The 26,428-nt window shown below is 42.3% G+C and carries 27 protein-coding genes and 1 tRNA gene; 21 read left to right on the plus strand and 7 right to left on the minus strand.

Annotation, left to right across the window (positions count from 1 at the left end):
- The first annotated feature begins 14 nt into the window (after positions 1-14).
- From MHH57_RS08395 to MHH57_RS08425, 7 genes are all read left to right on the plus strand, one after another.
- Positions 15-401: a tautomerase family protein gene (locus tag MHH57_RS08395; protein WP_165145314.1), complete on the plus strand. Its 387-nt coding sequence runs from the start codon at positions 15-17 to the stop codon at positions 399-401.
- On the plus strand, positions 398-733 hold the full coding sequence (locus MHH57_RS08400; protein ID WP_069012182.1) for a carboxymuconolactone decarboxylase family protein: 336 nt from the start codon (positions 398-400) through the stop codon (positions 731-733). The genes MHH57_RS08395 and MHH57_RS08400 overlap by 4 nt, the downstream gene beginning before the upstream one ends.
- A gap of 246 nt (positions 734-979) precedes the next feature.
- Positions 980-1,837 (plus strand): PRD domain-containing protein, encoded by an 858-nt coding sequence (locus MHH57_RS08405; RefSeq protein ID WP_029516650.1) that lies wholly within the window; start codon positions 980-982, stop codon positions 1,835-1,837.
- Positions 1,838-2,020: 183 nt separating this feature from the next.
- The gene (locus MHH57_RS08410) at positions 2,021-3,901 is read left to right on the plus strand and encodes a beta-glucoside-specific PTS transporter subunit IIABC (protein WP_029516651.1); all 1,881 of its coding nucleotides are present in this window, start codon (positions 2,021-2,023) and stop codon (positions 3,899-3,901) included.
- A 74-nt stretch (positions 3,902-3,975) separates the two neighbouring features.
- Entirely contained in the window at positions 3,976-5,385 is a 1,410-nt protein-coding gene (locus MHH57_RS08415; RefSeq protein ID WP_209949821.1) for a glycoside hydrolase family 1 protein, read from the plus strand.
- Positions 5,386-5,520: 135 nt separating this feature from the next.
- Positions 5,521-6,423: a LysR family transcriptional regulator gene (locus MHH57_RS08420; RefSeq protein WP_029516653.1), complete on the plus strand. Its 903-nt coding sequence runs from the start codon at positions 5,521-5,523 to the stop codon at positions 6,421-6,423.
- A gap of 123 nt (positions 6,424-6,546) precedes the next feature.
- Positions 6,547-7,686 (plus strand): 5-methyltetrahydropteroyltriglutamate--homocysteine S-methyltransferase, encoded by a 1,140-nt coding sequence (locus MHH57_RS08425; protein WP_029516654.1) that lies wholly within the window; start codon positions 6,547-6,549, stop codon positions 7,684-7,686.
- Between the two features lie 992 nt (positions 7,687-8,678).
- Here the strand turns inward: MHH57_RS08425 and MHH57_RS08430 are convergent.
- On the minus strand, positions 8,679-9,017 hold the full coding sequence (locus MHH57_RS08430; protein ID WP_029516656.1) for a helix-turn-helix transcriptional regulator: 339 nt from the start codon (positions 9,015-9,017) through the stop codon (positions 8,679-8,681).
- Between the two features lie 716 nt (positions 9,018-9,733).
- On the opposite strand from MHH57_RS08430, the gene MHH57_RS08435 reads away from it, so the two are divergent.
- Complete coding sequence (locus MHH57_RS08435; protein ID WP_014599622.1) at positions 9,734-9,832, plus strand: hypothetical protein; 99 nt, start codon at positions 9,734-9,736, stop codon at positions 9,830-9,832.
- A gap of 222 nt (positions 9,833-10,054) precedes the next feature.
- Positions 10,055-10,501, plus strand: a complete 447-nt coding sequence (locus MHH57_RS08440) for a DUF6386 family protein (protein ID WP_239645164.1) — start codon at positions 10,055-10,057, stop codon at positions 10,499-10,501.
- Positions 10,502-10,639: 138 nt separating this feature from the next.
- Here MHH57_RS08440 and MHH57_RS08445 read toward each other — a convergent pair whose 3' ends face one another.
- Entirely contained in the window at positions 10,640-11,770 is a 1,131-nt protein-coding gene (locus tag MHH57_RS08445; protein ID WP_318626750.1) for a phosphodiester glycosidase family protein, read from the minus strand.
- Positions 11,771-11,903: 133 nt separating this feature from the next.
- Here MHH57_RS08445 and MHH57_RS08450 point away from each other — a divergent pair, with 133 nt between their 5' ends.
- From MHH57_RS08450 to nspC, 7 genes are all read left to right on the plus strand, one after another.
- Positions 11,904-12,377, plus strand: a complete 474-nt coding sequence (locus tag MHH57_RS08450) for a hypothetical protein (protein ID WP_029516659.1) — start codon at positions 11,904-11,906, stop codon at positions 12,375-12,377.
- 50 nt (positions 12,378-12,427) lie between these two features.
- A complete protein-coding gene (locus MHH57_RS08455; protein ID WP_341039180.1) occupies positions 12,428-13,741 on the plus strand; it encodes a hypothetical protein in 1,314 nt (437 codons plus the stop codon).
- 154 nt (positions 13,742-13,895) lie between these two features.
- Positions 13,896-14,519 carry an SMI1/KNR4 family protein gene (locus tag MHH57_RS08460; protein WP_342435014.1) on the plus strand — a complete coding sequence of 208 codons (624 nt, stop codon included), beginning with the start codon at positions 13,896-13,898 and terminating at the stop codon, positions 14,517-14,519.
- 180 nt (positions 14,520-14,699) lie between these two features.
- Entirely contained in the window at positions 14,700-16,580 is a 1,881-nt protein-coding gene (htpG, locus tag MHH57_RS08465) for a molecular chaperone HtpG (RefSeq protein WP_342435015.1), read from the plus strand.
- Between the two features lie 157 nt (positions 16,581-16,737).
- On the plus strand, positions 16,738-17,007 hold the full coding sequence (locus MHH57_RS08470) for a bacteriocin immunity protein (RefSeq protein ID WP_069012172.1): 270 nt from the start codon (positions 16,738-16,740) through the stop codon (positions 17,005-17,007).
- Positions 17,008-17,321: 314 nt separating this feature from the next.
- Positions 17,322-18,521: a saccharopine dehydrogenase family protein gene (locus tag MHH57_RS08475; RefSeq protein ID WP_016819676.1), complete on the plus strand. Its 1,200-nt coding sequence runs from the start codon at positions 17,322-17,324 to the stop codon at positions 18,519-18,521.
- A gap of 8 nt (positions 18,522-18,529) precedes the next feature.
- Positions 18,530-19,669, plus strand: coding sequence for a carboxynorspermidine decarboxylase (gene nspC / locus MHH57_RS08480; RefSeq protein ID WP_029516665.1), 1,140 nt, complete (start codon positions 18,530-18,532; stop codon positions 19,667-19,669).
- 108 nt (positions 19,670-19,777) lie between these two features.
- On the opposite strand, the gene MHH57_RS08485 is transcribed toward nspC, so the two are convergent.
- Positions 19,778-20,272 (minus strand): hypothetical protein, encoded by a 495-nt coding sequence (locus MHH57_RS08485; RefSeq protein WP_069012171.1) that lies wholly within the window; start codon positions 20,270-20,272, stop codon positions 19,778-19,780.
- 326 nt (positions 20,273-20,598) lie between these two features.
- Positions 20,599-21,093, minus strand: a complete 495-nt coding sequence (locus tag MHH57_RS08490; protein ID WP_039269955.1) for a hypothetical protein — start codon at positions 21,091-21,093, stop codon at positions 20,599-20,601.
- Positions 21,094-21,379: 286 nt separating this feature from the next.
- On the opposite strand from MHH57_RS08490, the gene MHH57_RS08495 reads away from it, so the two are divergent.
- Both MHH57_RS08495 and MHH57_RS08500 read left to right on the plus strand, forming a co-directional pair.
- Complete coding sequence (locus MHH57_RS08495; protein ID WP_342435016.1) at positions 21,380-21,895, plus strand: hypothetical protein; 516 nt, start codon at positions 21,380-21,382, stop codon at positions 21,893-21,895.
- A 70-nt stretch (positions 21,896-21,965) separates the two neighbouring features.
- The gene (locus MHH57_RS08500; protein WP_039269957.1) at positions 21,966-22,475 is read left to right on the plus strand and encodes a GNAT family N-acetyltransferase; all 510 of its coding nucleotides are present in this window, start codon (positions 21,966-21,968) and stop codon (positions 22,473-22,475) included.
- A 108-nt stretch (positions 22,476-22,583) separates the two neighbouring features.
- Here the strand turns inward: MHH57_RS08500 and MHH57_RS08505 are convergent, their stop codons facing one another.
- Positions 22,584-23,018: an N-acetyltransferase gene (locus MHH57_RS08505; protein WP_039269959.1), complete on the minus strand. Its 435-nt coding sequence runs from the start codon at positions 23,016-23,018 to the stop codon at positions 22,584-22,586.
- A 394-nt stretch (positions 23,019-23,412) separates the two neighbouring features.
- Here MHH57_RS08505 and MHH57_RS08510 point away from each other — a divergent pair.
- Positions 23,413-23,497 (plus strand) — tRNA-Leu (locus MHH57_RS08510).
- Between the two features lie 92 nt (positions 23,498-23,589).
- Here the strand turns inward: MHH57_RS08510 and MHH57_RS08515 are convergent.
- Positions 23,590-24,120, minus strand: coding sequence for an NAD(P)H-dependent oxidoreductase (locus MHH57_RS08515; RefSeq protein WP_342435017.1), 531 nt, complete (start codon positions 24,118-24,120; stop codon positions 23,590-23,592).
- A gap of 197 nt (positions 24,121-24,317) precedes the next feature.
- Here MHH57_RS08515 and MHH57_RS08520 point away from each other — a divergent pair, with 197 nt between their 5' ends.
- Together MHH57_RS08520 and fabV are read left to right on the plus strand one after the other, a co-directional pair.
- Complete coding sequence (locus MHH57_RS08520) at positions 24,318-24,674, plus strand: helix-turn-helix domain-containing protein (protein WP_029516671.1); 357 nt, start codon at positions 24,318-24,320, stop codon at positions 24,672-24,674.
- Positions 24,675-24,843: 169 nt separating this feature from the next.
- The gene (fabV, locus tag MHH57_RS08525; protein WP_341071873.1) at positions 24,844-26,025 is read left to right on the plus strand and encodes an enoyl-ACP reductase FabV; all 1,182 of its coding nucleotides are present in this window, start codon (positions 24,844-24,846) and stop codon (positions 26,023-26,025) included.
- A gap of 112 nt (positions 26,026-26,137) precedes the next feature.
- Here the strand turns inward: fabV and MHH57_RS08530 are convergent, their stop codons facing one another.
- Entirely contained in the window at positions 26,138-26,341 is a 204-nt protein-coding gene (locus MHH57_RS08530; protein WP_069011059.1) for a hypothetical protein, read from the minus strand.
- Positions 26,342-26,428: the final 87 nt, after the last annotated feature.

Here is a 26,428-nt window from a genome sequence, read left to right on the forward strand (position 1 = left end):
TAGGAGAGATGAACATGCCATTTGTACGAGTTGGCTACATGGAGCAACAATACACAGAGCAAGAGCTGCCTGACATTAGCCGCTGTATCATGAATGCTTTGATCGAACATTTTCAGGTCCCGCCCAAGGATTACTTTCAGGTTTTTCATGCTCATAAGCAAAGCGAGTTTTATTATAGTCCCGATTATTTGAATGTATCCAGAACAGACAAGCTGCTGTACATCCAAATTACGATGGGATCGGGTAGAACTACGGAACAAAAAAAGGATTTTTACCAAAGATTAGCCGAACTCATCTCTATTGAATGTAAAGTCCGACCGGAGGATGTTTTTGTGACACTGGTAGAGACTGAATTAGAGGATTGGTCCTTTGGCAATGGACTTGCCCAGATGATTGTATGAAGCATAAATTAATCAAATCGAGTGTTCGGGAAACGATAGGTGATTTTGCACCCGCTTTTGTAACCTATACGGAGGATGTTCTTTTTGGAGATGTATGGAGAAGAAGTGAGTTGTCTCTTAGGGAACGGAGTTTTATTACAGTTGCCGCTCTGGTGGCGGGTGAGCATGTGAATCAACTTCCTTATCATCTGAACCTGGCCAAGGAAAACGGGATTTCGGAGGAAGAACTGGTTGAAGTCATTACACAGCTTGCCTTTTATGTAGGATGGCCCCGGGCAGCCTCAGCCATTCAGGTTGCCAAAGAGGTGTTTTGCAAAGAGCAAGAAAGTTAAGCATGAACCTAAAAAACTGCTAAGCACAAAGGATTCCGAGTGTTTGGCGGTTTTTTGGCATGATTGTATTGTTATTCTGCATTGAAAGCGGTATAGTAAGAGTAATTGAATGAGGGGTGAAGTGCCCTTCGGGATTGTTACTGGTGAGCAGGCGATACCCAAATAATGACTAATTGATTTAGTCGTTATTTGGTTTTTTTTTGTTATTACAAACTTTGTCATTACATCAATGAGGTGAGCAGATAAATGATCATCCGGCAAATTTTTAACAACAATGTTATCCGAGTCGAAAATCAGGTGGGTCATGAATTTGTTGTCATAGGGAATGGTCTAGGCTTTAAAAAGAAAAATGGCCAGAGGGTCGATGAAGACAAAATAGAAAAAACCTTTGTATTAAAGTCCGATAAAATTCCACAAAAATTAATAGATCTTATTGGGGAAACATCTGTAGAGTATTTAAAGGTGGCGGATGAAATTGTAGGCAGCGCAAAAAAGGAAATGGGAGATATTTTTAGTGACAATATCTATATTTCTCTGATTGACCATATTCAATTTGCCATCTCTCGATACAGAAAATCCGTAGGACTTAAAAATTCACTGTTATGGCAAATTAAAAAATTTTACAAAAAAGAATTTATGATCGGAATGAACGCATTGGACATCATCCATGCTCAATTTGGCATCCAAATGGATGAGCATGAAGCAAGCTTTATTGCTATGCATTTTGTAAATGCAAGACAAGACGGTCAGGGAATGAAACAAACGGTTGAGATTACCGAGATTATTGATGACATTTTCAACATTGTAACCGATTACTACGAGATTACACTGGATGAAACTTCGTTCAATTATTCCCGTTTTATTACTCATTTGCAGTACTTTGCCCAACGATTGCTGAGCAATGAACAAGAACAACTAGCTTCAGGGGATAATTTCTTGTATGACCAAGTCAAAGATAAATACGAGAAGGCTTTTCAATGCACCCAATTAATCAATCAATATTTAGAGTTAAAGCATGAAAGTGCTATGTCGATTGATGAAAAAGTGTATTTGACGATTCATATACAGCGTGTAACCTCCAGAAATGATATAGCTAGTTCTTAGAAAAAAAGCTTGCAAACGATTTCTAAGTGATTTATAGTAGGCTCACAACTTAAATATAAGGATTGTTACTGGTTAAGCAGGCGATACCTAAATGAATGGCAGTGATCATTTTCTTTGATCATACAGGCCTTTCGTTTAGGTATTTTTTTGTTTCCATGCAATCTGCCCAAGAGGAGAATGAACATGGATCATAAGAAAATGGGCGAAGACATCGTACGTCTCGTTGGAGGAGAAGAAAATATCAATGGACTTGTCCATTGTGCTACACGACTCCGATTTGACCTGAAGGATTCACGAAAAGCCGAAAGAGAAGCGCTTGAGAAGCATGAGGGAATCATTACCGTTGTTGAAAGCGGAGGACAATTCCAAGTTGTTATTGGCAGCCATGTTGCCTATGTATATGCAGAGATCATGAAAAACAGGGATTTTGGATCGAATTCCCCTGCAGCCAGTGAATCCAGTGGGAAAAAAACATCGGTCATATCCACAATCTTTGAAGTCATTTCCGGTAGTTTCTCCCCATTGATTCCAGCGATGGCGGGCTCGGGAATGATAAAAGCACTCCTGACGGTTTTGACCTTGCTAGGATGGATGTCTGCAACAAGTGATACTTATATGATCCTGTCTGCTGCAGGGAATGCTGTGTTTTACTTCTTGCCGATTTTACTAGGGATTACGCTTGGTATAAAGCTGAAGGCGAATCCTTATGTAGCTGGTGTGATCGGTGCGGCTCTCATGGAACCCAACTTTACGGGGCTGATGGACAAAGGCTCTGATGTATCGTTTTTAGGAATACCGGTGGTCATGATGAACTACTCCGCCAGTGTTTTCCCGATTTTTATATCCATTAGCATCTATGCGTTGGTAGATAAGTTTTTGAAGAAGATCATTCTTAAGGATTTACAGCTATTTTTAGTTCCGATGCTGGCTTTAATGATTATGGTTCCGCTATCTGCGATGGCTTTTGGACCTTTCGGTACAGGGGTAGGAGATTGGATTTCTTCAGGTGTGACATGGTTAATCGGTGTAAGTGGCATTTTGTCAGGGATTGTTCTTGGCGGTTTTATGACCTTTATGGTCGTCTTCGGACTTCACTGGGGTTTTACCCCGATCACGATTCAAAATATCGGTGTTGGCGGTGATCCGATTGAGGCGATGGCTGCAGCAGCTGTATTTGCTCAAATTGGGGTCGCATTTGGTATCTTCCTGAAGGCGAGAAAAGATAAAACACTTAGAACTCTTGCCGGTTCCACGAGTATTACAGGATTGCTGGCTGGTGTGACAGAGCCGATTGTGTATGGTCTGGTGCTTCGCTATAAACGTGTCATTCCGATTGTCATTATCGCAGGTGCTCTAGGCGGTGCCATCAATGGACATTTTGGAGTGAAAATGACGGCGTATGTGTTTCACAACATTTTTGCGATTCCAGTGTATACGCCAACCTTGTTATACGTGATTGCCATTGCCTGCTCATTCGCGGCAGCAACCGCACTAACCCTTATTTTTGGGTATGAAAGCAAGGTGAAGGAGGAGACCCCAGAAACAGTTGAATCCGTGAAAACAGCAGAACCAGAACCTGTTGTTACAGCAACCAAGGCTGTTGACATCAAGAAAGAAACGATCTACAGCCCGATCACAGGCAAGACGATACCATTGAGCCAAGTGAATGATTCGGCATTTTCTACAGGGGCGATGGGAAAAGGCTTAGCCATTGAGCCGTCTGTCGGTGAGGTCGTAGCGCCTATAGATGGAGTTGTAACCTCGCTGTTTCCCACAGGACACGCCATCGGCTTGACTTCAAAGGCGGGTACGGAGATATTAATTCATATCGGAATTAACACCGTTGCGCTGAAAGGGAAGCATTTTAATCCAGTGGTTAAAGAAGGCGACAGCGTGAAACAGGGCGATTTGCTAATCCAGTTTGACAGAGAGCAGATTATTGAAGCAGGATACGAAATCGTGACCCCTGTCATCGTCACGCTTACAAAAAATAAAGTGGATGTGTTTGAGACAAATCAGGAGCAAATTCAAAAAAATGAAGTATTGCTAACGTTGGTTGTGTGATACAGGAAAGCCTATCATCACATTCATGAATTGCAAAATCAGAAGGATATAACGATAACTGGAGGGACTATAGCATGAAACATAATCAATTGAAGGCATTTCCTGAAAATTTTTTCTGGGGAGGTTCAACTTCCGCTTATCAAGTAGAGGGTGCATGGGACGAAGATGGAAAAGGCCCCTCTGTGATTGACATGGCTAACCACGTTGAAGGAGTCACTGATTTTAAGGTAACCAGTGATCATTACCATATGTTCAAAGAAGACGTAGCTCTGATGGCTGAAATGGGCTTTAAAGCATATCGTTTCTCGATTGCTTGGACACGTATTTATCCCCTGGGGGCAGGTGAAGTGAATCAGAAGGGAATCGCGTTTTACAGCTTATTAATTGACGAACTAATTAAATACGGGATTGAACCGATTGTTACCATGTATCATTTTGATCTGCCTTATGCTCTTGAACAACAAGGCGGTTGGTCCAAGAGAGAGACGATTGATGCCTTCGAACAGTATGCCAAAACATTGTTTGAGAACTTTGGAGACAGGGTGAAATATTGGTTAACCATTAATGAGCAGAACATGCTGATTCTCCATCCCGGTTCTATTGGCACATTAGATACAAGTCTGGAAAATCCGCAAAAGGTACTGTACCAACAAAATCATCATATGTTAGTCGCACAGGCGAAGGCGATGGTATTGTGCCACGAGATGCTGCCTGACGCGAAAATTGGACCAGCACCGAATATTGGGGTTATCTATCCAGCCAGTTCCAAGCCTGAAGATACGCTGGCGGCGGACAACTATGCAGCCATTCGCAACTGGCTCTATCTGGATATGGCTGTGTTTGGCCGATACAACCATATTGCCTGGAGCTATTTGGTCGAGAAAGGCTATGAGCCTGTCATTGAAGAAGGGGATATGGATATATTAGCGAAGGGGAACCCGGACTTTATCGCATTTAATTATTATACCTCTCAAACCGTAGGAGAAAGTTTAGATGACGGGAATGATTTTTCACATACAGGAGATCAGCATGAAATTGTGGGTGAACCCGGAGCATATCGAGGTTCCGTCAACCCCAACCTGCAAACGACGGAGTTTGGTTGGGAGATTGATCCGGTCGGTTTTAGATCCACGTTACGCCAAATTTATTCTCGCTACCACTTGCCTTTGATTGTGACAGAGAATGGCTTGGGCGCTTTTGACAAGCTTGAAGAAGGGGATGTAGTGAATGATCCTTACCGCATTGACTTTTTCAACAAACATATCGAGCAGATTCAACTGGCTATTACAGATGGTGTAGAAGTGTTCGGCTTCTGTCCGTGGTCTGCAATTGATCTGGTGAGTACCCATCAAGGCTCCAGCAAGCGTTACGGGTTTATTTATGTGGATCGTGAGGAGTTTGATCTCAAGGATCTGCGTCGTATTCGTAAACAAAGCTTTTATTGGTATCAAAAGCTGATTGCCACAAACGGTGAAATTCGTTAATTAAAGCCGCCGTGAAAAAGCACCTCCTTGAAATGGATGTTACCATTTTGAGGAGGTATTTTTTAATTCCCTTTTTCAGGAGCATGGGCATGTATTATATAATAGAAGAAACACAAACGGAAAGGACATCATGCATTGACCCTACAACAATTAAAATATGTCATTGAGGTTGCCAATCGCGGTTCCATGAATGAGGCGGCAAAGCGGTTGTTCATTTCCCAGCCCAGTCTGTCGAACGCGATTCGTGATCTGGAGGAAGAAATTCATATCACCATTTTTGAGCGTACCAATAAGGGGATTTCTTTGTCCAAGGAAGGCGTGGAATTCCTCGGTTATGCACGTCAGGTCGTTGAGCAGGCGGAGCTGCTGGAAAGTCGCTATCTGGATGCCAAGCCTACACCACAGCATTTTGCTGTGTCCACGCAGCATTACGCTTTTGCCGTAAATGCATTTGTGAATCTGGTGAATCAATATGGTCAAGAAGAGTATGAATTGGCTTTGCGAGAGACCAAAACCCATGAAATCATACAGGATGTCAAAAGCCTGCGCAGTGAGATCGGAATCCTGTATCTGAACGAATTTAACGCCAAGGTCATTAACAAGCTGCTAAAAGATGCGAATCTACAATTCAACAGCCTGTTTACGGCCAAGCCACATATTTTTATCAGTGCCAATAATCCGCTATCCCAACAGTCCATCGTGACCATTGACCAGCTTTATCCGTATCCGTATTTGTCCTTTGAGCAAGGGGAGTACAATTCCTTTCACTTTTCCGAGGAGATTCTCAGTACGTTATCGCATCCCAAAAGCATTCGCGTCCATGACCGGGCGACCCTTTTTAATCTGCTCATTGGGTTGAACGGCTATACCATTTCTACCGGAGTGATCAGTGCCGATCTGAACGGTAACGACATTATTTCCGTCCCTCTGGAATGTGATGAGTCTATTAATGTGGGATGGATTTGCCATAAAAATGCTGCGCTCTCCAAGCTGGCCACTGTCTATGTAGAAGCGCTGCATGAGGCGATAGGGGAATAAAAAGTTGGGTATAGCCCTAGGCTATAACTAGCTATAGTTTATTGGAGTTACCTTATAACTGAAAATGTATGTTATCTTTCTTACAAGAACTTCACTATAGAAGCGAAAAAGGAGATAACCCTAATGAGCAGCATCCTTGATAATGCATCCCAACGTAAAGTGACCCCTTTTAGACATGATATGGTCGGCAGCTTTTTGCGCCCGCAAGCGATTAAAGACGCCAGAATTCAATTTCAAAATAATGAAATCTCTGCGGACGAGCTGAGAAAGATTGAAGATAACGAAATTATCAAGCTAGTGGAAAAGCAAAAATCCGTAGGACTTCAAGCCGTGACGGACGGTGAATTCAGACGCTCCTGGTGGCATCTTGATTTTATGTGGGGTCTGGACGGTGTGGAAAAGGTACAGCTTTTGAACGGCTACCAATTCCAAGGTGTGGAAACAAGAGCGGAAACTGCACGCTTGTCCGGTAAAATCGGACATTCCCGTCATCCTTTCATTGAAGATTTCAAATTCCTGAAGCAAGTAGCAGGTGAGGATGCGATCGCACGCCAAACGATCCCGGCACCTGCACAGTTCCTGGCCGAGCTATTGCGCGGAGAGAATAAAGAAACAACCGATACGTATTACAGCAATCTGGATGAACTGGTGACGGATATCGCCAAAGCCTACAAATCCGTGATTCAAGCGTTGTACAATGAGGGTTGCCGCAGCTTGCAACTGGATGATTGCACATGGGGTATGCTCTGTGATAAAAACTATTGGGAAGCTAGACAGCATGCGGGTGAAAATGTGGAAGATACCAAAAAGCTGTTCGCCCGTGTGAATCAGGAAACGGTGAAGGATCTTCCAGCCGATTTGGTCGTTACGACCCATGTATGCCGTGGTAACTACCATTCCACCTGGGCATCTTCTGGCGGCTATGAGCCTGTAGCCGAAACCCTGTTCGGCATCGACAACATCGACGGCTACTATCTCGAATTCGATACCGACCGTGCAGGCGATTTCACACCGCTTAAGCATCTGAAAGATCAAAAGCAGGTCGTACTGGGTCTCGTTTCCTCCAAAACGGGTGAACTGGAAGACAAGCAGACGGTCATTAATCGCATTAAGGAAGCGACTCAATTCGTCGACATCAACCACATCTGCCTCAGCCCACAATGCGGCTTTGCTTCGACAGAAGAGGGCAATATTCTGACAGAAGAGCAGCAGTGGAAAAAGCTTGCTTTCATTAAAGAGATTGCGGACGAGATTTGGAAGTAAGGTTTGGTTTAGGATATTTAAAAGGTTCTATTAGTTAAAGATATTTTATTGAAAAACACGTCATATATGGACGTGTTTTTTGATCTTTACAAGATTAGGTGGGGGTTTTCTTTTGATTGAATTCTATAACATTAACAACATGGTCATATGGTTTCGCCAAACTGATGGCGGGAAACTCTAAAAAAGCATAATCTCTGAGTATCCTAAAAAAGGCTAAGACTCTTTTATGTTTGTCCACTTCCTATTTACAACTCTTGCATACAATGGATTGTAGAATGGTATTAAGAGGGAGTGACAAAAAAATGAGTCTTTATTTTCGAAACAGCACCAATTCTACCGTACAGGTAGCCATTTTCTATCACGCGAGTAGGTGTGGGTTTGTCTTTGTGGGACAAACTGGTATATTGTCTACCTGGTACCGTTTGGCGCCTGGTCAAACGAGGGAAGTTGTTACTGGCAACGTAGGGGATAGAACAATATATTATTACGCTGAGAGCGTATCAAGAAATCTTGTGTGGTCAGGTAGTTTCCCCATACATGTTCCTAATTATAACTTCAGTGGATGTTGGATCTGGAATATTAATGGTAATCTATGCAATAATTGCAGAAGAGTTGGTTTTAAAACACTTAACATCCAACGCGGTTTCGTGAACTTTACAGTCAACCTTATTACAAATAGTGCTCAAAGAAAAGCGAAGCTAAAAAATGTTCGTATGGTATTGCCCACAAAAAGGGTAAAAAGAAAATTTAAATTGAATGACCGCAAGAAACTACCTAGAAGCCAATAATTTCATAATGGCGGGAAATCCTTTGCAATTTCGTATTCGATTCGGTTCGCGCTTTTATATAAGAAACTTGAAATTAAGATAATACTGGATATATATATGTTATTTTAATGTTCGATAGGGTATTGAACTTACGTAAAACAATAGTGCAATAGGAACTGCCTTGTTAACTAAAGGTGGCTCCTTTATTTTTGCTAAAAAATCCTTTTATTTTGTAATCTCCCGTATCACATTCCTCGCCAAGCGTACTTTCTCTGGACTCGATTTTTGGAGTATTTTTACGATTTCTTGTATATCAGTTTCATGTTTTGTAACCTTAATATCCTCATTTACATAAGCAAAAAGCTGAATCAAATTAACATCCAGTGCATTAGCAATTTTAGCTATATTTATTAAAGATACGTTTTTTTCTCCACGCTCAATCTGCCCTATGTATGAAAAATGGAATCCACCTTTTTCCCCAAGCGACTCCTGAGACAATCCTTTTTCTTTTCGCAAAGCACGTATTCTGGCACCCACTAATTTAAGAACTTCTTTATCTTCCATCGTCTACACCTCACTATTCTAAAAGTGTAGACAAGATATCCAAACGAAAACATTGAATAATGAATATAATAAATAATAATAATATCTATAAGTATTATTTTGGAGTATAATAAGACTAATATTGAAATTCTCTGGAGGAATAGATATGAAAGAAGCCCTTCTACCTTTATTCCAAGTCCCCCTCAACCGTCCAGACCCTCACAACACCTACATAATTCAATAACCGATTTCCACACTCTATCTCAATACCACATGAAACTAGCCCAAATCCTGTACAAGCACAATCAAGTCCAATGCTGCATTATCCTATGTGACTGGGCGTTAACTTCCATGTTAAAAGCTCTATATATGAAAGAAAACAACAGCCTTTTTCCTCCCGGATTCCTGTCTATGACTGACCTGCTGCACTTATTACATACCGAAACCACCCTGGATTAGATGTTGTCGTATTTATAGGTACCACTCAATTTCTTTCATCCCAGTTAGAAACCCCGCTCCTTCAAATGATGAGGCACAAGGATGTGAGCAGGCTGTTGCGCAGAACTAACGATATTCTCTGCCAGTTGTCATCCAGAGTCATTAGCGATCTATCTCAAACGTATCAGTCCATTTTTTGAGTAGCCCTTCTATGGCAATAAACTTGCCGATTCGCCCTGTCGTTATCCACTTTTCTACATACGATAAGAGTAAGCTTTAATGCAAGGAGGGATTCAGACATGGGTGAAGTAGGTTACGGTGGAGCATGGACATCCACAGGAGCGATTTTGGTATTGTTCATTTTGTTGGTAATTATTACTAAGTCTTTTCTGATCTAACAGCAGGTTAGCATCGCTTAAATCACAAATCGGCCTTCTTTCACGACATCGTGAGGGAGGGCTTTTTATGCAGAATGGGTGTTAGTCCAACATGTTGTCTGGCCCTGCAAGCATTGTTATACTTTACATACAGGGATAATTTCCCTCAAATCTATAGCAATACGGATAGCGGAAGACGTGGGAAAACGGAAATTCGCTGACTATTATCAGGAGGATTGTATGATGAACATGGCAATCAGTCCATTTCAATTTACGACAGACACGGCGACTCTTTGCCTATTTGATACGCAAGCTCTGAAGCATCGCTTGAACGATGAGCCGGATTGGTGGTCCATTGAAGAGGACGAGCTGGGCGAGTTGAACAAAGGAAATGTAGCTTTTTTGAATCTGGGAGCGGACGGAACGTATGAGGTTGTGATGACAGATCATATCGACAAGCCTGCTGTGCGGCTGTTTTTGAAGGTTCCCTCAGGCAACCTATTTATTGGAGCAGGGGAGGAAGCCACAAGTGGTGGGCTGGAGCCTGAGTGTGTATGGGGAGGGATGTTCCTTTCTTTGCAACCGGGACTTTATGAATGCATGGCAAGCAGAGAAGACAACCGTATTTACCTTTCTATAAAAAAAGGAAGCGAAGGCAGCAATAGCTTTACAGGTCTGATTCGATTGTAGATTGCAGGATCAATACGTGACGGTCATACATGCCGCCTGAACAGGTGGAAGCAGGAACAACCGAAGCCAGGGGAAATGGAAAAAGGCTATCCCCACAGCTTACAGATCCGTGAAGACAGCCCTTTATCATTCTATTGGCTATTGATACTTTACAATAATGGCATTGCTGATTTGGCGGCCGGGTGTGGTGAGGTAGGAGCCGTTGTAATACAGCCCGCTGGAAGCACCGCCATCCAGATTCATGGCCTGATAAGCGCCGGCCTGCTTCATCATTTGGGCGAGCTGCGGTATAGTCGCTCCGTTGGTGGTCAGGAGGATCAGCTTATGATCCCGACTCATTCCGAGTGCGCTGCGGGCGCCGCCGCCTGTTAATATTTTAGGGTCCTTGAAGCCTTCGGCTTTGACATTTAGGGAAACCTGACCGTTCGTAACCAGACGAGGTCCAGCTTGAAGAGCACCTTCGACGCTGCCTTGACTTAAGCGTTGTTCAAAGGCAGAACCTGACACCAGCTCGGATAAATGGTTAGCATCGTAGGTGAAGACCGTCCGTTGGTCGCCGGAGCTCTTTTTCAACATCTTTCCATGGCTGACCAGGTAGCCGTAAGGCGTTTTGTAGGAGCTTTTGGTATAGGCATCAAAGAATGTACCGTTTATGGCTACAACCGCTTGATTACGTTTGGCGAGACTGCTTAAGTCTTCCACTTTACCAATGGTATCGCCTGCTAGAGCCACGTCTAGGCTTACCTTGGGATGGAGCATAGAGACGGTGACCACCTTAGCGGAAAAGGTACGAGACCCGACCTTGAAGCTTTTATGAGCCGTTGTAATGGGGGGAGTATTTCCGGGTAGCTTACCAGTAAGTATCGGAAGCGTGACGGACGTTGTACCCTGCTTAATGCTTACAGCTGAGGTTTCCTTTTGCCATGAGACTTGCAGGTTTAGATATTGGCTGATGAACTGCAAGGGTACATAGGTCGAACCATTATCGGTAAAAGGAGCATTTTGCAAACGGACCGTCTGATCATTCACTTTGGCGGTAGATTGTCCGGTGAATAATGTGATCCGGGTATTGCCTTGCGCGATTTCTATTTTTTTGTCCGCGGCAGTCATGTTGAGTGTGATCCCTTCATAGCTGTTCAGGAGACGGAGCGGGATGAAGGAGTGGTTACTTTGATCCACATAGACCAGCATAGGTGCTGGGGCAGCAGCGTAGATCGGGGTTACAAGTAATAGCAAGGACAGGATAACAAGTGCGGTGATTCTTTTCATGAATAGATCAATCTCCTTATGTAGTCTTGACACTTTACGAGGTGCTTGTAGTTATATCGGATTTTGTGAGTTGTAAATGTATGTTATACGAATGTTGAGTGTTTAACTGATATAGGAAGCGGGGTGGCTGGGGATGAGCAGGTATGAGACGAGACTTGAGGATTACCGTCGCAGAGAGCGCCCGTCTTATCGTGTGTTTGAAGGATTGCAGGAATTGGTGCATAGCGTGGGGCAACTGCATAATAACTGGTTATATGTGAATGTAGATCAATGGGATCAGGACCCTGTTCACACACCGATTTATTATTGGGATGAGCATTGGCTAGAGGAATGTGCAGAGGAGGGTACAGCCGTAACCAACGAACATGACGAGTCTATTCCCAAGTGGGTGCCAGATCGTCAGGTTCAAACCTGGTTTGAGTTGGCGACCTTCGAAAGTATTGTGGAAGTCCTTAAGGCTGCTGGACAGCCAGTGACGCTTCAGATGGTGATTATAGCGGTAAAATACTATGACAAGCACGATGCCTATCTGGACTATGAAGAGGTGAAGGCAGTGACAGACCTGTGGTCTGTGCTGACAAAGGTGAGAAACCACCTAGCAGAATGAACAAGCCTGTAGATCAAACGGGGCATACATACACTGGATGGGGGAAGCGAATGAGTTGGTTGGATCATGAAATGGCAGCAAAGTGGCGACAGGAAGGAAAAAGGTATGCTGCAGATGTGAATGAATTTGTCAGAATCGGTATGGAAAGCCAGTGGCAGCAAGAGCAGCCAGAGCCAAAGCAAGACGAACGCTCCAAACTGGCCGAAGATATTTTTCGTATGATTCAGGACGCAAATCAGGCAGAGGAAACAGAGCAGTTACGTCGGGAAATTCCGGCTGCATCCTGGCCGCTTACAGCAGCGTTTGAGGAGGCTTTGCAAGCCGTTAGGCCGATAGCCTTTATGAATGGAGGCAATGAAGTCATTCTACATGCGGGCAATCCTCGGGAACGCGGACAGATCTATGTGACGGGAAAAGATGGAATCAGGCAAATCCCTGGAATGCACCGAGTAGGTTGTTCGCCGGACGGGACTTATTTTGCGTTGGTGGATGGACAGGGGATTCGTATTGTTCGTCAACCGGACTTAAATCTGCAAGGAGAAGAGACAGCACATTTTCAGTGGAAGGATATACAAGGACGCTTAAAAGCATCCATTCCTGATTTGGAGTGCTTGGGAGATGAAGAGCATCCAGAGGATATATTAGATGAAGTGATTCCGTTTGGCGATGGACAGCGAGTTCTGCTGGTATGCGGTTACGGCGTTTATTTGTTGGCTGGTGATCAGGTGGATTTGATCCATCCCAAGACGTCTGAACGAAGAGAACTAGAGCTGGAAGACACGATTGTGGATATGGCCCATGGAGCTGTGTCGAGGGATGGACGCTGGATCGCTTACGGTAGCCAGATGAGTGAGCATATGCTTATGGATCTGTCCGATAAGACGGTGCATACATTGGAGCCAAATTCTAGTTATCCGCATTATGCTGTATTTTCCAAAGATGATTTGAATGTCTGGTACAATGCCTGTCATTTCTACAACGGCGCCACCATTCAAGTGTCGATTGCTGAGGTGGATCAGGGTCTTGCTCAGAATAAGGAAGAGTGGCCGATGATAAATGAAGAAATGCGAGTATACGCTGCAACAGCACTGACGCAAGGATCTATTTTGGGTGATGCCTACGGTTATCTCCGTCTGATTGACAGGGAGGGGCGTGAACTTTGGCGCTATTTTGTCGGCAGTACGATATCCGGGCTGGCAGTTACACCCGATGAAGGCATGTTGGCGGTTGGAACGTATGGTGGTATGCTTCATTTGATTGATTTGCAGAGCAGCACGAAGGACGAATATAGCATTGGCACCGCTCTAATTCACGAGACAGAACGTTGGATGATCTGGCGTAACTATGAGCCGTTGCGCTGGTAATACTAATATTCCGCAAATGGTGATAAAAGCAAGTTCTGATAAGCTGAACTTAAAAGTGCAGTAACACATGAATACAATGCTATTTTCATATAGAGAGCATTTGGCATAAACCCATGATGCAAAATGCGAATAGAGAGGAAAGAGGTGTGAGGACATGGACAAGAAAGCGGATATTCGTACATCTATGAAGGAACTATTTGCACAGATGGATGAAGCCTTTTTTATGGATGTGGAAGAAAATGTACCGATTGAAATGCGTGATGGGAATGTCGACGAGGAGGGATGGATCAAGTGGAAGCCTCTCCCTTCACAGATTACTGAACAGGAAATTCGGGAGATGGAGGAAAAATACCATTTTGAGCTGCCGCCCCTGCTAAGGAGTTTTATCATGTCCTACCATTATGTATCTTTACAATTCGATAATGAATCCATTCCGGGAGTATACTGGAGCGATTGTACGTTTGTTGAGTTCCCGCGTCTGACTGTAGGTCAAGGCTTAAAGGCATTTTATGATTTGCTCGATCAATGGTCACCTCTGCTGTCAGCAGGCTACATTCCTTTTGCAATAGCAGAGGACGACCAAGGTCCCGTTTGTTTAAATGTAGGCAGCAGACATAAGGACGGCGATTATCCTATTGTTTGGTTCTTTCATGAGGACCTACAGCATTTGGATGAGGATGAGCTGCGGATCAGGAGTAATCTGCTTCCCCATGTACAAGGGCTGTTTCCCTCCTCTGTCGAAATGTTTAACGTGATGTTTAAACACATTAGACTCTAGTGATTTCCTAAAATGTAATTTTACTGCTCAGTCAACCGAGATATTGACATAAAAAATGAGGAATGTTATAAAAAAGGTAGGCTAGCACTCGAAAGATGGGAGTGCTAACAAAGTAGAATTGTTTGCATAGCTCATATCTGCTGGCCTTACATAGGTTTATATCTGAAAGGAGATATCCGAATGGAGAAAAAACAGTTTCAGGCTGAGTCCAAGCGTCTGCTCGAAATGATGATTAACTCGATTTACACGCAAAAGGAAATTTTTCTAAGAGAGCTGATCTCCAATGCAAGTGATGCGATTGACAAAATTTATTATAAAGCATTGACGGATGATCAACTGGTCTTTGACAAAGAAAATTATTATATCAAAGTAACTGCCAATAAGGATAATAGAACGCTAACCCTGCGTGATACCGGGATTGGTATGACTAAGGAAGAACTAGAAAATAACCTGGGTGTTATTGCTAAAAGCGGCTCACTGGCATTCAAAAATGAAAATGAATCCAAGGATGGTCATGACATCATCGGTCAATTCGGCGTCGGCTTCTATTCAGCTTTCATGGTAGCAGATGTGGTTACAGTGACTACCAAGGCTTTGGGAAGCGATACTGCATATAAATGGGAATCCACAGGTGCGGACGGGTATACCATTGAGGCAGCTGAGAAGGACGACGTCGGAACCGAGATTGTTCTGAAAATCAAAGCAAACACCGAAGATGAGTCCTACGACGAATATTTGGACGAGTATCGTTTAAAAGCACTGATTAAAAAATACTCCGACTTTATCCGCTATCCGATTAAAATGGATATTACAGGCAAGCGGTTGAAAGAGGGAAGCGACAACGAGTTTGAGGATTACGAGGAAGAACAGCGCATCAACAGCATGGTTCCGATCTGGAGAAAAAACAAAAGCGAGCTGACCGACGAGGATTATCAAAATTTCTATGCGGAAAAACGCTATGGCTACGACAAGCCGCTCCAGCATATCCATGTCAGCGCGGACGGCGCGGTAGTGTACCAAGCTATTCTGTTTATTCCTGAGAATATCCCGTTTGATTTCTACTCCAAGGAATATGAAAAAGGGCTGGAGTTGTATGCCAACGGTGTGCTGATTATGGAAAAATCCCCTGATCTGCTGCCGGATTATTTTAGCTTTGTCAAAGGTATGGTTGACTCCGAAAGCTTGTCACTCAACATTTCCAGAGAAATGCTGCAGCATGACCGTCAGCTGAAGCTGATTGCCAAAAATATCGAAAGCAAAATCAAAGGCCAATTGCTGACCTTGCTCAAAAATGACCGGGAGAAATATGATCAATTCTACAAATCATTTGGCAGACAATTGAAATTTGGTGTCTACAACGATTACGGCAGACATAAAGAAACTCTGCAGGATCTGCTCATGTTCTACTCTTCTACAGAGAAAAAGCAGGTTACTTTGGACGAATACGTATCACGTATGCCAGAAGATCAAAAGTATATCTATTATGCTTCCGGCGAGTCCAACGAGCGTATTGAAAAACTGCCGCAAACCGAAATGGTGGCTGACAAAGGCTACGAAATTCTGTACTTCACTGATGATATTGATGAGTTCGCTATTAAAATGCTCTTAAGCTACAAAGAGAAAGAATTCAAATCTGTATCAAGCGGCGATCTGGGCATTGAGCCTGACGAAACTGAGAAAGAAACAGAAGCAGAACAAAACGACAACAAAGAGCTGTTCGAGTACATGAAGGGCTTGCTGGAAGGCAAGGTATCCAGTGTTAAAGCCTCTAAGCGCTTGAAGACACATCCGGTATGTCTGTCCGCAGACGGCGAGGTGACGATTGAGATGGAAAAAATCTTGAACGCCATGCCTAATAACGCTGATGTCAAAGCGAATAAAGTGCTGGAAATCAACATAAACCATGCCGTGTTCAATTCTTTGAAAGAAGCTTTTGCCGAGGATAAGGAGAAAGTAAACCTCTATACGGCATTACTGTATAATCAGGCTTTGCTGATCGAAGGCTTGCCACTGCAAGATCCAGTTGAATTCACGAACGATATTTGCAAAATCATGGTTTAACAAGCTTTATTACTATATAGAGCCGTTCCCGTACTGGGAGCGGCTTTATTTATCATAAACGTTTCCTAAAGCTTCATGATAGATCATATAGCGCTTACAGAAGAAGGGATGGGCCCACACATTACCGATCATACTCAATACAAAGGAGGGCAATTATATGAGTCTGGATCAAGCCAACCAGGAACTCCAAAATTTAGACCGTTTAGAACGAAGTGAGCTTATAGAGTTAGTGGAAAAAATCATCAGAGATGAGGGAACAGAAGAGGAAATCGACAGTATGCTGACCATAGTGAAGCAAAATACGCCCCATCCGGGGATCAGTAATTTGATCTACTGGGATGATCGTGATTTGAGTGCGGCAGAGATCGTAGATGAGGCATTACGCTATCAGCCCATCATTTTACCACCCCATGAATCTTCTCCATAGGATGTGGAGGGGTGGTCTTTTGTTTAGAAATAAGATAGTATTAATTCTTTAGGGCTATGAGCATTATATTCAAAAAAACTTCCGTTAAACGTGTGCTGACTTCCCTGGGGTGTATGGGGTAATAGTTGTTTTCTGTTCACTTTACGGAGTTTTATGCCTAATTTTGGGTTTTGTAAAGTTTTTGTGACATGCTCCTGTGAATTTTGACACAGCAAATTATCGTTTTTCTTGATTATTTGGTGGGATGTCTTTATAATCATTTTGTTTGCAAGAATGATTAGCGATTAGCGTATGGAATAAGGAGGTTATTTATTTTGGGAAAAGCATTGATTATTGGCGCCGGTGGCGTGGCCAGCGTTGTGGTGCATAAATGTTGCCAAAACCCAGATGTATTTGAAGAAATTTGTATCGCAAGCAGAACTGTTGAGAAATGCGATGCGCTTAAAGAGAAGCTGGGTGGAGGTCGTACGAAGATTCAAACGGCTCAGCTTGATGCTGACAACACCGACATGGTCATTGACTTGATTCGAAGCTTTCAACCGGATGTAGTTATCAATGTGGCTCTCCCTTATCAGGATTTGACGATAATGGATGCTTGCCTTGAGACAGGTGTTCATTACGTTGATACGGCGAACTATGAACCGCCGGATACGCCGAAGTTTGAATACAGCTGGCAATGGGCCTACAAAGAAAGATTCGAAAAAGCAGGAATTACAGCTCTGCTGGGCAGCGGTTTTGATCCAGGCGTGACTGGAGTATTTACGGCTTATGCTCAAAAGCACTACTTTGATGAAATTCATACGATTGATATTGTGGATGCGAATGCAGGGGACCACGGATATCCTTTTGCAACTAATTTTAATCCGGAAATCAATATTCGTGAAATTACGGCGAAGGGCCGTTACTTTGAAAACGGAGAATGGATTGAAACTGAGCCACTTTCTGAGAAAAAGGTATACGACCTTCCTGAAATTGGACCGAAAAATATATATCTTTTGTACCATGAAGAACTGGAATCTCTTGCAGTGAATATTAAAGGCGTGAAAAAAATCCGCTTCTGGATGACGTTCTCGGACAATTATCTGAATCATTTGAATGTACTTCAAAACGTAGGCATGACTTCGATCGAGCCTATTGATTACGAAGGACAACAAATCATTCCACTGCAATTCCTGAAGGCTATTTTGCCAGATCCGGCTTCTCTGGGTCCAAGAACAAAAGGCAAAACAAACATTGGTTGCATCATCCAAGGTGTGAAAGATGGAAAACCAAAAACGTATTATGTTTACAATGTTTGTGATCATGAGGAATGTTATGCAGAGGTTGGCTCCCAAGCCATTTCTTACACAACTGGTGTTCCTGCCATGATCGGCGCCATGCTTATCATCAAAGGTCTCTGGAAAAAGCCAGGCGTTTACAACGTTGAGGAATTTGATCCAGATCCATTTATGGAAGCCCTAAATAAACACGGATTGCCATGGCAAGAGAACTTTACGCCAACGTTGCTTGATTGAGGTCTGCGATGAATATTGATATTACAGGACTTCCATCACCTTGTTATCTTGTTGACGAAAGACTTCTTGTCAAAAACCTTGAGGTTTTAAATTCCGTTCAAGAACGGACAGGCTGCAGTATTTTGCTCGCTCTTAAGGGATTTTCGATGTTTTCGACCTTTCCTCTGGTTGGCAAATACTTAAAAGGGGTAACCTCCAGTTCGTTGTTTGAGGCTAGACTTGGTCGCGAAAAAATGGACAAGGAAGTTCACGTATACGCACCTGCTTATGTTGACAGTGAATTTGATGAGCTATTGGAGTATGTTGACCATATTGTTTTCAACTCCTTTGATCAACTGAAACGCTACAAAAGCAGAGTGCAAGGCGTAACTTCCAAAAAAATCGACATCGGCATTCGGGTTAATCCGGAATATTCGGAAATCGAAACGCCGTTGTATGATCCTTGCTACAACAACTCCAGAATGGGTGTGACTCTGGCTAACTTTAGACCTGAGGATCTGGATGGCGTGGACGGTATTCATTTTCATACGATGTGTGAACAGAATTCAGATACGCTGGAGCGCACCATTAAAGTCGTGGATGAGAAATTCGGGCCATACATTAAAAACATGAAATGGCTCAATTTCGGCGGCGGTCACCATATTACCAGAGAAGACTATGATCTGGACACGCTGGTACGCTGTATTCAATATTTTCAGGATAAATATGGTGTGCAGGTTTATCTGGAGCCGGGCGAAGCTATTGCTTTGAATACTGGATATCTGGTGGCTACTGTATTGGATACGATGAAGAACGGAATGGATATTGCCATTCTGGATACTTCGGCTGAATGTCATATGCCTGATGTGCTGGCTATGCCTTACCGCCCGAATATCATTGATGCAGGCAAACCTGGTGAGTATGCACATACTTATAGACTTGGTGGGCTTACGTGCTTGGCCGGAGATGTAATTGGAGACTATTCCTTTAAAGAGCCATTGAAGCCAGGAGACAAGCTTGTATTCTGCGATATGGCCCATTACACCATGGTCAAAAACCACATGTTCAACGGAGTCAACCTGCCAGCCATCGCCAGCTACAACGACGAAGAAGGCATTAAGGTAATCCGTCAGTTTTCCTACGAGGACTTTAGCTCTCGTTTGTCGTAAGAAATAGATGTGATTAAATGACTGTACCGAAGAATGAATGAACTACAAAAGCCTCGCCCCTTGGGATAGGGGCGAGGCTTTTTTGTATAGGAAACTGAATTAGTATCTTTATTCCTCAATTTTGGCGGAAATCTTGTACCAGAACAATTGACCGATTTCGTAGCCTGGCACTCCCACTTCTAAGTAGTACTCTTTGCCAGCCTCAAGTTTTTTACCTAAAGTATTCTGTCCTTCTTCTGTTGTTTTAATCATATGACCATCGCTATCTGTTAGAGTCAAATTTAACCATGCATTAGGATACTTATCCCCTTCAATTTTAAAATCAACCCACTTGGTCTGAAAAGCTTTAAATTTATACATATCGTAAGTATCATAGTCTCTTCCTTCAATGAGTTCCCCTATGGTTCCGTATATATCACTACCTAGCCAAACTTCGCTGGCCTTATCATACCAATTGTTAGGCTCCCTGTCAGTTCCATTACCGAAGAGTTGGTTGGTTTCCTTTGCAACTGGTACAGAATCTGCTTCTGCAGCTAAAGCGACACTGGCAGTAGTACTCAACATAAGTGTAAGACCTAATGAAGCTAATAATGTTTTTTTCATGAATAAGAGCCCTCACTTTTTTGGTTTATATTCATTAAGTATACATATTAATTTTAGGTTGTTATTCTATATCATTCACTAAATAATCATATACAAAAAAGAAATAACAATACGTGAGTATAATAGAATTCTTGTTATAAGATGGTGATTTTCCATGATGCAGAAGCTTATACCAGCCATAAGCACGGAGAAGGTGTTAGCGTTCATCCGTAGTTCTCCTACGAGGATAGCTGCGTTTGTGGTAAGACAGGAGTTGTTAAAAGTGGTAAAAATGTGGTCCTGAAAAAGGATCGTGTTTTTTTGTTAACTTCAATTTATCCTTTGATCTACTTGATCGTAGAAGTAATTTTATAGTCGAATAATTGTCCTAACTCAGCACCGGGTGTTTCTACGACCAGGTAGTACCATTTGCCAGCTTCAAGATTTTTACCTAAAGAGTATTCACGATCATTTGCATATCTAATGAAGTGTCCGTTACTGTCAGCCAAACCAAGTCTCAGCCATGTATTAGGGTATATGTCCCCTTGAATATTAAATTGATACCAACCAGACTGAAAGGCTTTAAACTTATAATAATCGGTATTGTCATAACCTCCATCAATGTGTTTGCCTATTTCCCCATAGATGTCGTCTCCTGCCAGTATTTCACTAGCTTCATCGAACCAGTTATTAGGCTCTCTGTCAGTCCCATTTCCAAAGAGCTGGATAGATTCCTTTTGTAAAGCGGGTGCTCCTTCTTGAGCTTCTTGAGCAGATGCAACAGCGGAGGATGTGCTTAATAGAAGTGCAAGACCTAGTGTGGAAAAAACTGCCTTTTTCATTTAATAATCTCTTCCCTTCTTTTGTTTTGTGGGATTTATATGATATATTACTAATCCCATCCAGTATTATATAGTGTATTACAATAAATTGGAATAATAAACGAAAATATATATTTTTTTGTCACAATTATGTGTTTTTACAAATTTATTCACCGAACTTCGACATATAAATTGACCAACTTGCTGTATACTATAAAGTTCCATCTTAATATGCTTTCATGAAAAGGGGCATTCTATTTTAGAGGTAACAGAAGCTATGTTATACTCAATAATTGGAGGTGGAAAAATGTTCGACCCGACGGTTTTTGATAATTTAAAAGTGGCTATGGAAAATGCGGTTTACGATCTGGATAATTTGGATTCACGTATTGACATTACTCAGCGGATCGATAGATTGGAAATGTCTGTGATGTCGCGTGAATTTTGCGTACAGTTCAGACTGAGGGAACAGCCGGATGTGATGGCAGAACTTCAACTAAAGATGGATTTAAACAACTTGGCTGCGGAAATTTTGGAAATCAAAGATCAAATTCCGGGATGTGTCTTGTTGCTGAGTTTTTACATGGAAATTCGTGATATTGAGTCACAATGCAGGCGGATTGAAAATATACTGACCGAAATTTGGAAGCCCGATCTTCGACCGGTACAAACGCTTAGTCAGATTTACGGAGAGAAGACACCTACATACCAAAATAGGATTGAACTCCGATTTTCCAGACAAATTAATGAAGATCAGATGGAGGATATTCCAGAGTTATTGGAACATATGTTGCTGACACTTATGGAATTAAACAAGGTCTAAACATCCCTCTTCCTCTTAATAAAGACAGCCTGTCATTTGGGGGATTTAGAGGTAAAGGAGCTAGGAATATATGATAAATGAACACGATTTTTCTGAAATATATGCGATTATGGAGTCTTCTTTTCCAGCATCAGAATGCAGGACGTTTGAGGCTCAAAAGGCTTTACTGAAGCATCCAAGCTATCGTATTATCACTGAAAAGAATGAGCAGGGCAAGGCAGTGGCTTTTTTGGCAGGCTGGGAATTCGCGCATTTTCGGTTTGTAGAGCACATTGCGGTAGATTCCCGTATACGAGGTGGCGGATTAGGCAAAAAACTCATGAGTAGTTTTATCTCACAGTCTGATAAACCGGTAGTACTGGAGGTTGAGCCACCAGGGGATGAATGGACACGGAGAAGGATTGGTTTTTACGAACGTTTGGGGTTTCATCTAAACCATTTTGACTATGTACAACCCCCATTAAGAGAAGGACAGGCTGATCTGCGGCTTCAAATTATGAGCTATCCAGGTGCGCTGGCTGAACAGGATTTTGCTCCGTTTAAAAAGATTTTATATACCGAGGTTTATGGGCTTAAATAAGAGACTACATAGTCAGTTGTATTAAATAAAAGCAAAAGGCTCTGCTTAAGCCGTATTTCTACGGGAGCAGAGCCTTTGTGCTATAAAGCTGTTGGTGCTTCATTATTGTTAATGTTGTGTCCATTTCATCACGAATTCTTTCTCGTCAGTTTCGGTATCTACAGATTCCTCTTGAATGGTAAATCCATTTTTAGTGTAAAAGTTAAATGCTTTCGTGTTTGACTGGTACACCTTTAATTGAATCTCATCATGTTGCTCCTTAACCCAATCTAATAGTAACTTGCCGTAGCCCTTTCTTTGAGAATCAACACGTATAAATAGAGCCGCCAAGTATCCATCCAACATGGAAACGAAGCCGCCGATGCTATGATCATCTTGTATGATAACGTAGTTTTGAGCGAGGGGAAGGTACCTGTTCTCCATCTCAGTAGCTTGTGATGCCCAATACTGCGGAGCAATAAAATGGTGGGCTTCTACGGAAGCATCCAGCCAGATGGCTGCCAGTTCCTTGAACTCTTCTACATTCGCGGGTCTAATCGACATCGTAACGCCTCTTTTCACAGTATGTAATCCTATTCCGATAGTCAAGTATGAGAAAGATGTTGTTGAAATAAAAAAGACCGTCCGAGGACGGTCTTTCTACCCGTGGCGCTTAATTAAAGCTTTGATCCGTATCCCGCGCCTCCGTTAACTCTGTAAATTAGAGAATAACGGACCGGGTAAGGGATACGCTCAACATGTGATTATTGATGTTGACGCACCTCCTTTCCTGATGAACCCATTTTACCATATCTGGTTTGTGATATCCAGTGATTTTCTTATATTTACGGGAATGATTCATAGAAAATATAAGATAAAAATAGCTTGATTTTATGTTCTATGGAAGATATAATCTAAATTACCGTGATTGAAAAACATCGGTGTGAATACATAATATGCGGTCGTGGCGGAATTGGCAGACGCGCACGGTTCAGGTCCGTGTGGGCTAACCCCCCGTGGAGGTTCGAGTCCTCTCGACCGCATCATGCCTAACATTTACAGGTTCTTGGATTGGCTGGATGCCACCAAGAGCCTGTTTTTATATGGGTAAGATGCGTGTACTATTATAACTATTTTATTTATACTGAAATATATATTTGATATAATCCTTTGCACTCTGATTAATGTCTTCGTCACTTGCTTGAAACGAGGCTCCAAAGACAGCGAAATAGGGTAATGTTATGGCGCCAACATGTACTGCGCTTGCTTTAAAAGGTGCTATAACTTCATCAACAGTGAAAAAAACGGAACCAGTAGGTAAGTAATTTTCTTTTTTATCGCCAATGGACATGGCTATCCCTAGCTTCTTTCCTTTTAACTTATCACCTTGTGAACCATAAGCCCATCCGTGAGTAAAAACATCATCGAACCACTTTTTTAATAAAGGTGGGTAACTATACCAATATAAAGGGAATTGAAATATGATATTACTATGTGTTTCAAGTAACTTTTGCTCTCTCAAAACATCAATGCTCCAGTTTGGATACTCTTTATAAATCTCATGAATAGTAATTTCATTGGTATACTGAAGTAATTCTTGTTTCCATCTTTGATTTACTCTGGAATCTTCAATATTCGGATGTGCTAAAATCACGAGAGTTTTCATCATAAATCACCTTTCTTACATAGCATCATTTGTTTTTTGTTGGTACGTCTTATTATTCTGTACGCTATAAAAAAAGTAAATACACACAATAAAGTAATATAGTTACTAGAAAGTGTGCATGGTACTTAGAGTAAATATATGGGATTATAGAATTAATCAGATCAACTTAGTTATTTTAGCGTTGAAGAGGTGGTCGTATGAAACAATATAATTTAGGCATAGAAGCAACACTTGAGATCATCGGAGGTAAGTGGAAATCCTTAATCATATGCTTACTAATGTCTGGTAGAAAGAGGACAAGTGAATTACAGCGCAGTATTCCAGGCGTTTCTCAAAAGGTTCTTATACAGCAGCTCCGTGAACTTGAGAAGGATGGCATCATTGGCAGACATGTGTATAATCAGATGCCTCCAAAAGTGGAGTATTATATAACGGAATATGGTATAACAGCAAATGAAATAATTGATTTAATGTGTTCTTGGGGAAGAGCTAATATCAAAATAAGACAACAGCAAGGAGAAGATGTGATGTTGTTAGAATATGATTCAAAATGAATAGTGGAGTAAAAAAGCGTTATAGACTACGATGTTTGCGGCGGTTTTCTTCGGCTGCCTTCAAGTGCTATGTTATATGTTGAGCCACAAGCTGATTTGCTATATAGTAATGACTGGACAACCATTCCATCCATATTAAATGAATGCCAAAGTAGGGGGACCATTTACAATGATTATTAAACCGAAAATTCGTGGTTTCATATGTACGACTGCACATCCTGCAGGATGTGCGGCTCATGTTAATCGTCAGATCAACTACATCAAAGACAGTACATCAATACAAGGAGCTAAAAAGGTACTTGTGATCGGAGCATCTACTGGATATGGGCTGGCTTCTCGTATTGCTGCGAGCTTTGGGCTGGGAGCGGATACCATAGGGGTATCCTATGAACGTCCCGCATCAGAGGGGCGCACGGCTTCAGCAGGCTGGTATAATACAGTAGCCTTTGAAAGAGCGGCCAGAGCAGCTGGCTACATAGCAGAAAGCATTAATGGAGATGCTTTTTCTCATGAAATTAAGCAGGAGACATTGAAGCTGGTAAAGGAAAAGCTGGGCAAGGTAGACCTGATTGTGTATAGTGTCGCTTCACCGCGACGGACACATCCCGATACGGGTGAAACTTTTAATTCCGTTCTCAAGCCTATCGGACAGTCTTTTTCTAATAAAACAGTGAATACGAATACAGGTGTCGTATCAGAAATTACGCTGGAACCGGCTACGCAGGAGGAAATTGAGAACACCATCACGGTAATGGGTGGCGAAGATTGGTCCTTGTGGCTAAAAGCGTTGGAAGAAGCTGATCTGCTGGCTGAAGGGGTAACCACACTGGCTTACTCGTATATTGGTCCCGAAATTACGGAGGCTATCTATCGTAAAGGAACCATTGGCCAAGCTAAAAATGATTTGGAAGCTACAGCACATACTCTAACAAAGCAACTGGAACGTTATCATGGAAAAGCCTACGTTTCTGTGAATAAAGCTTTGGTTACACAATCCAGTTCGGCTATTCCAGTCGTACCATTGTATATTTCTTTGCTGTTTAAGGTCATGAAGGAAAAGGGACTGCACGAGGGATGTATTGAGCAGGCACAACGTCTGTTCGAGACGCTATACAGTGGGTCCACGGTGGAAACGGATGAAGAAGGACGCATCCGTCTGGATAACTGGGAAATGAGAGACGATGTACAGCAGGCTGTCAAAGCAGCTTGGTCCGAAATTACTACAGAAAATGTATCTGAATTGGGCGATCTCGAACAATACCGTCTGGATTTCCTCCAATTATTTGGATTCGGGTTTGATGAAATTGATTATGAATTAGATGTTAACCCAGAGGTAGACACGACTTCATAAGTGAATATGTGTAAAATAAAAACGGGTACTCTCAAGCGATGCAATTGGCTTAAGAGGCCCGTTTTTTTATATTCTAGCAAAATACAAGTTGCACTCGTTTCACTAACAGCATTTATCGAGAATTAGACGTGGAAAGCGACTTACGGTGCAGCAAGCGAAAAACGGCAATGGTAATGATAATCCCCGCAATGCCAAAGATTGCAACAGAAGTCAGGGCCCGGTAAGCTTGCCAGCCGAACAAAAATGCAATACCACTGCCAAACGTTGTACCTGCCAGTAACCCAAGTGCGCAGGCAATATCCGTTCCAAATTTCATAAACATGTTCCTTTCGAATGTATAAATTAAAAAGTAACTTGTACTTTTTCTCTGGACTTAGACACACACTTGTGCGTACAATTAAAT

This window comes from Paenibacillus sp. FSL H7-0442, assembly GCF_038593105.1.
GTDB lineage: Bacteria > Bacillota > Bacilli > Paenibacillales > Paenibacillaceae > Paenibacillus > Paenibacillus polymyxa_D.

What these genes read in the sequence shown, in the direction of transcription:
- MHH57_RS08415 (WP_209949821.1), top strand. Translation starts at nt 3,976, where the DNA reads ATGAAACATAATCAATTGAAGGCATTTCCTGAAAATTTTTTCTGGGGA.
- MHH57_RS08405 (WP_029516650.1), top strand. Translation starts at nt 980, where the DNA reads ATGATCATCCGGCAAATTTTTAACAACAATGTTATCCGAGTCGAAAAT.
- MHH57_RS08485 (WP_069012171.1), bottom strand. Translation starts at nt 20,272, where the DNA reads ATGAAAAAAACATTATTAGCTTCATTAGGTCTTACACTTATGTTGAGT.
- MHH57_RS08430 (WP_029516656.1), bottom strand. Translation starts at nt 9,017, where the DNA reads ATGGAAGATAAAGAAGTTCTTAAATTAGTGGGTGCCAGAATACGTGCT.
- htpG (WP_342435015.1), top strand. Translation starts at nt 14,700, where the DNA reads ATGGAGAAAAAACAGTTTCAGGCTGAGTCCAAGCGTCTGCTCGAAATG.
- MHH57_RS08400 (WP_069012182.1), top strand. Translation starts at nt 398, where the DNA reads ATGAAGCATAAATTAATCAAATCGAGTGTTCGGGAAACGATAGGTGAT.
- fabV (WP_341071873.1), top strand. Translation starts at nt 24,844, where the DNA reads ATGATTATTAAACCGAAAATTCGTGGTTTCATATGTACGACTGCACAT.
- MHH57_RS08470 (WP_069012172.1), top strand. Translation starts at nt 16,738, where the DNA reads ATGAGTCTGGATCAAGCCAACCAGGAACTCCAAAATTTAGACCGTTTA.
- nspC (WP_029516665.1), top strand. Translation starts at nt 18,530, where the DNA reads ATGAATATTGATATTACAGGACTTCCATCACCTTGTTATCTTGTTGAC.
- MHH57_RS08395 (WP_165145314.1), top strand. Translation starts at nt 15, where the DNA reads ATGCCATTTGTACGAGTTGGCTACATGGAGCAACAATACACAGAGCAA.
- MHH57_RS08410 (WP_029516651.1), top strand. Translation starts at nt 2,021, where the DNA reads ATGGATCATAAGAAAATGGGCGAAGACATCGTACGTCTCGTTGGAGGA.
- MHH57_RS08490 (WP_039269955.1), bottom strand. Translation starts at nt 21,093, where the DNA reads ATGAAAAAGGCAGTTTTTTCCACACTAGGTCTTGCACTTCTATTAAGC.
- MHH57_RS08455 (WP_341039180.1), top strand. Translation starts at nt 12,428, where the DNA reads ATGAGTTGGTTGGATCATGAAATGGCAGCAAAGTGGCGACAGGAAGGA.
- MHH57_RS08425 (WP_029516654.1), top strand. Translation starts at nt 6,547, where the DNA reads ATGAGCAGCATCCTTGATAATGCATCCCAACGTAAAGTGACCCCTTTT.
- MHH57_RS08440 (WP_239645164.1), top strand. Translation starts at nt 10,055, where the DNA reads ATGAACATGGCAATCAGTCCATTTCAATTTACGACAGACACGGCGACT.
- MHH57_RS08505 (WP_039269959.1), bottom strand. Translation starts at nt 23,018, where the DNA reads ATGTCGATTAGACCCGCGAATGTAGAAGAGTTCAAGGAACTGGCAGCC.
- MHH57_RS08520 (WP_029516671.1), top strand. Translation starts at nt 24,318, where the DNA reads ATGAAACAATATAATTTAGGCATAGAAGCAACACTTGAGATCATCGGA.
- MHH57_RS08460 (WP_342435014.1), top strand. Translation starts at nt 13,896, where the DNA reads ATGGACAAGAAAGCGGATATTCGTACATCTATGAAGGAACTATTTGCA.
- MHH57_RS08500 (WP_039269957.1), top strand. Translation starts at nt 21,966, where the DNA reads ATGATAAATGAACACGATTTTTCTGAAATATATGCGATTATGGAGTCT.
- MHH57_RS08435 (WP_014599622.1), top strand. Translation starts at nt 9,734, where the DNA reads ATGGGTGAAGTAGGTTACGGTGGAGCATGGACATCCACAGGAGCGATT.
- MHH57_RS08450 (WP_029516659.1), top strand. Translation starts at nt 11,904, where the DNA reads ATGAGCAGGTATGAGACGAGACTTGAGGATTACCGTCGCAGAGAGCGC.
- MHH57_RS08495 (WP_342435016.1), top strand. Translation starts at nt 21,380, where the DNA reads ATGTTCGACCCGACGGTTTTTGATAATTTAAAAGTGGCTATGGAAAAT.
- MHH57_RS08445 (WP_318626750.1), bottom strand. Translation starts at nt 11,770, where the DNA reads ATGAAAAGAATCACCGCACTTGTTATCCTGTCCTTGCTATTACTTGTA.
- MHH57_RS08530 (WP_069011059.1), bottom strand. Translation starts at nt 26,341, where the DNA reads ATGAAATTTGGAACGGATATTGCCTGCGCACTTGGGTTACTGGCAGGT.
- MHH57_RS08515 (WP_342435017.1), bottom strand. Translation starts at nt 24,120, where the DNA reads ATGAAAACTCTCGTGATTTTAGCACATCCGAATATTGAAGATTCCAGA.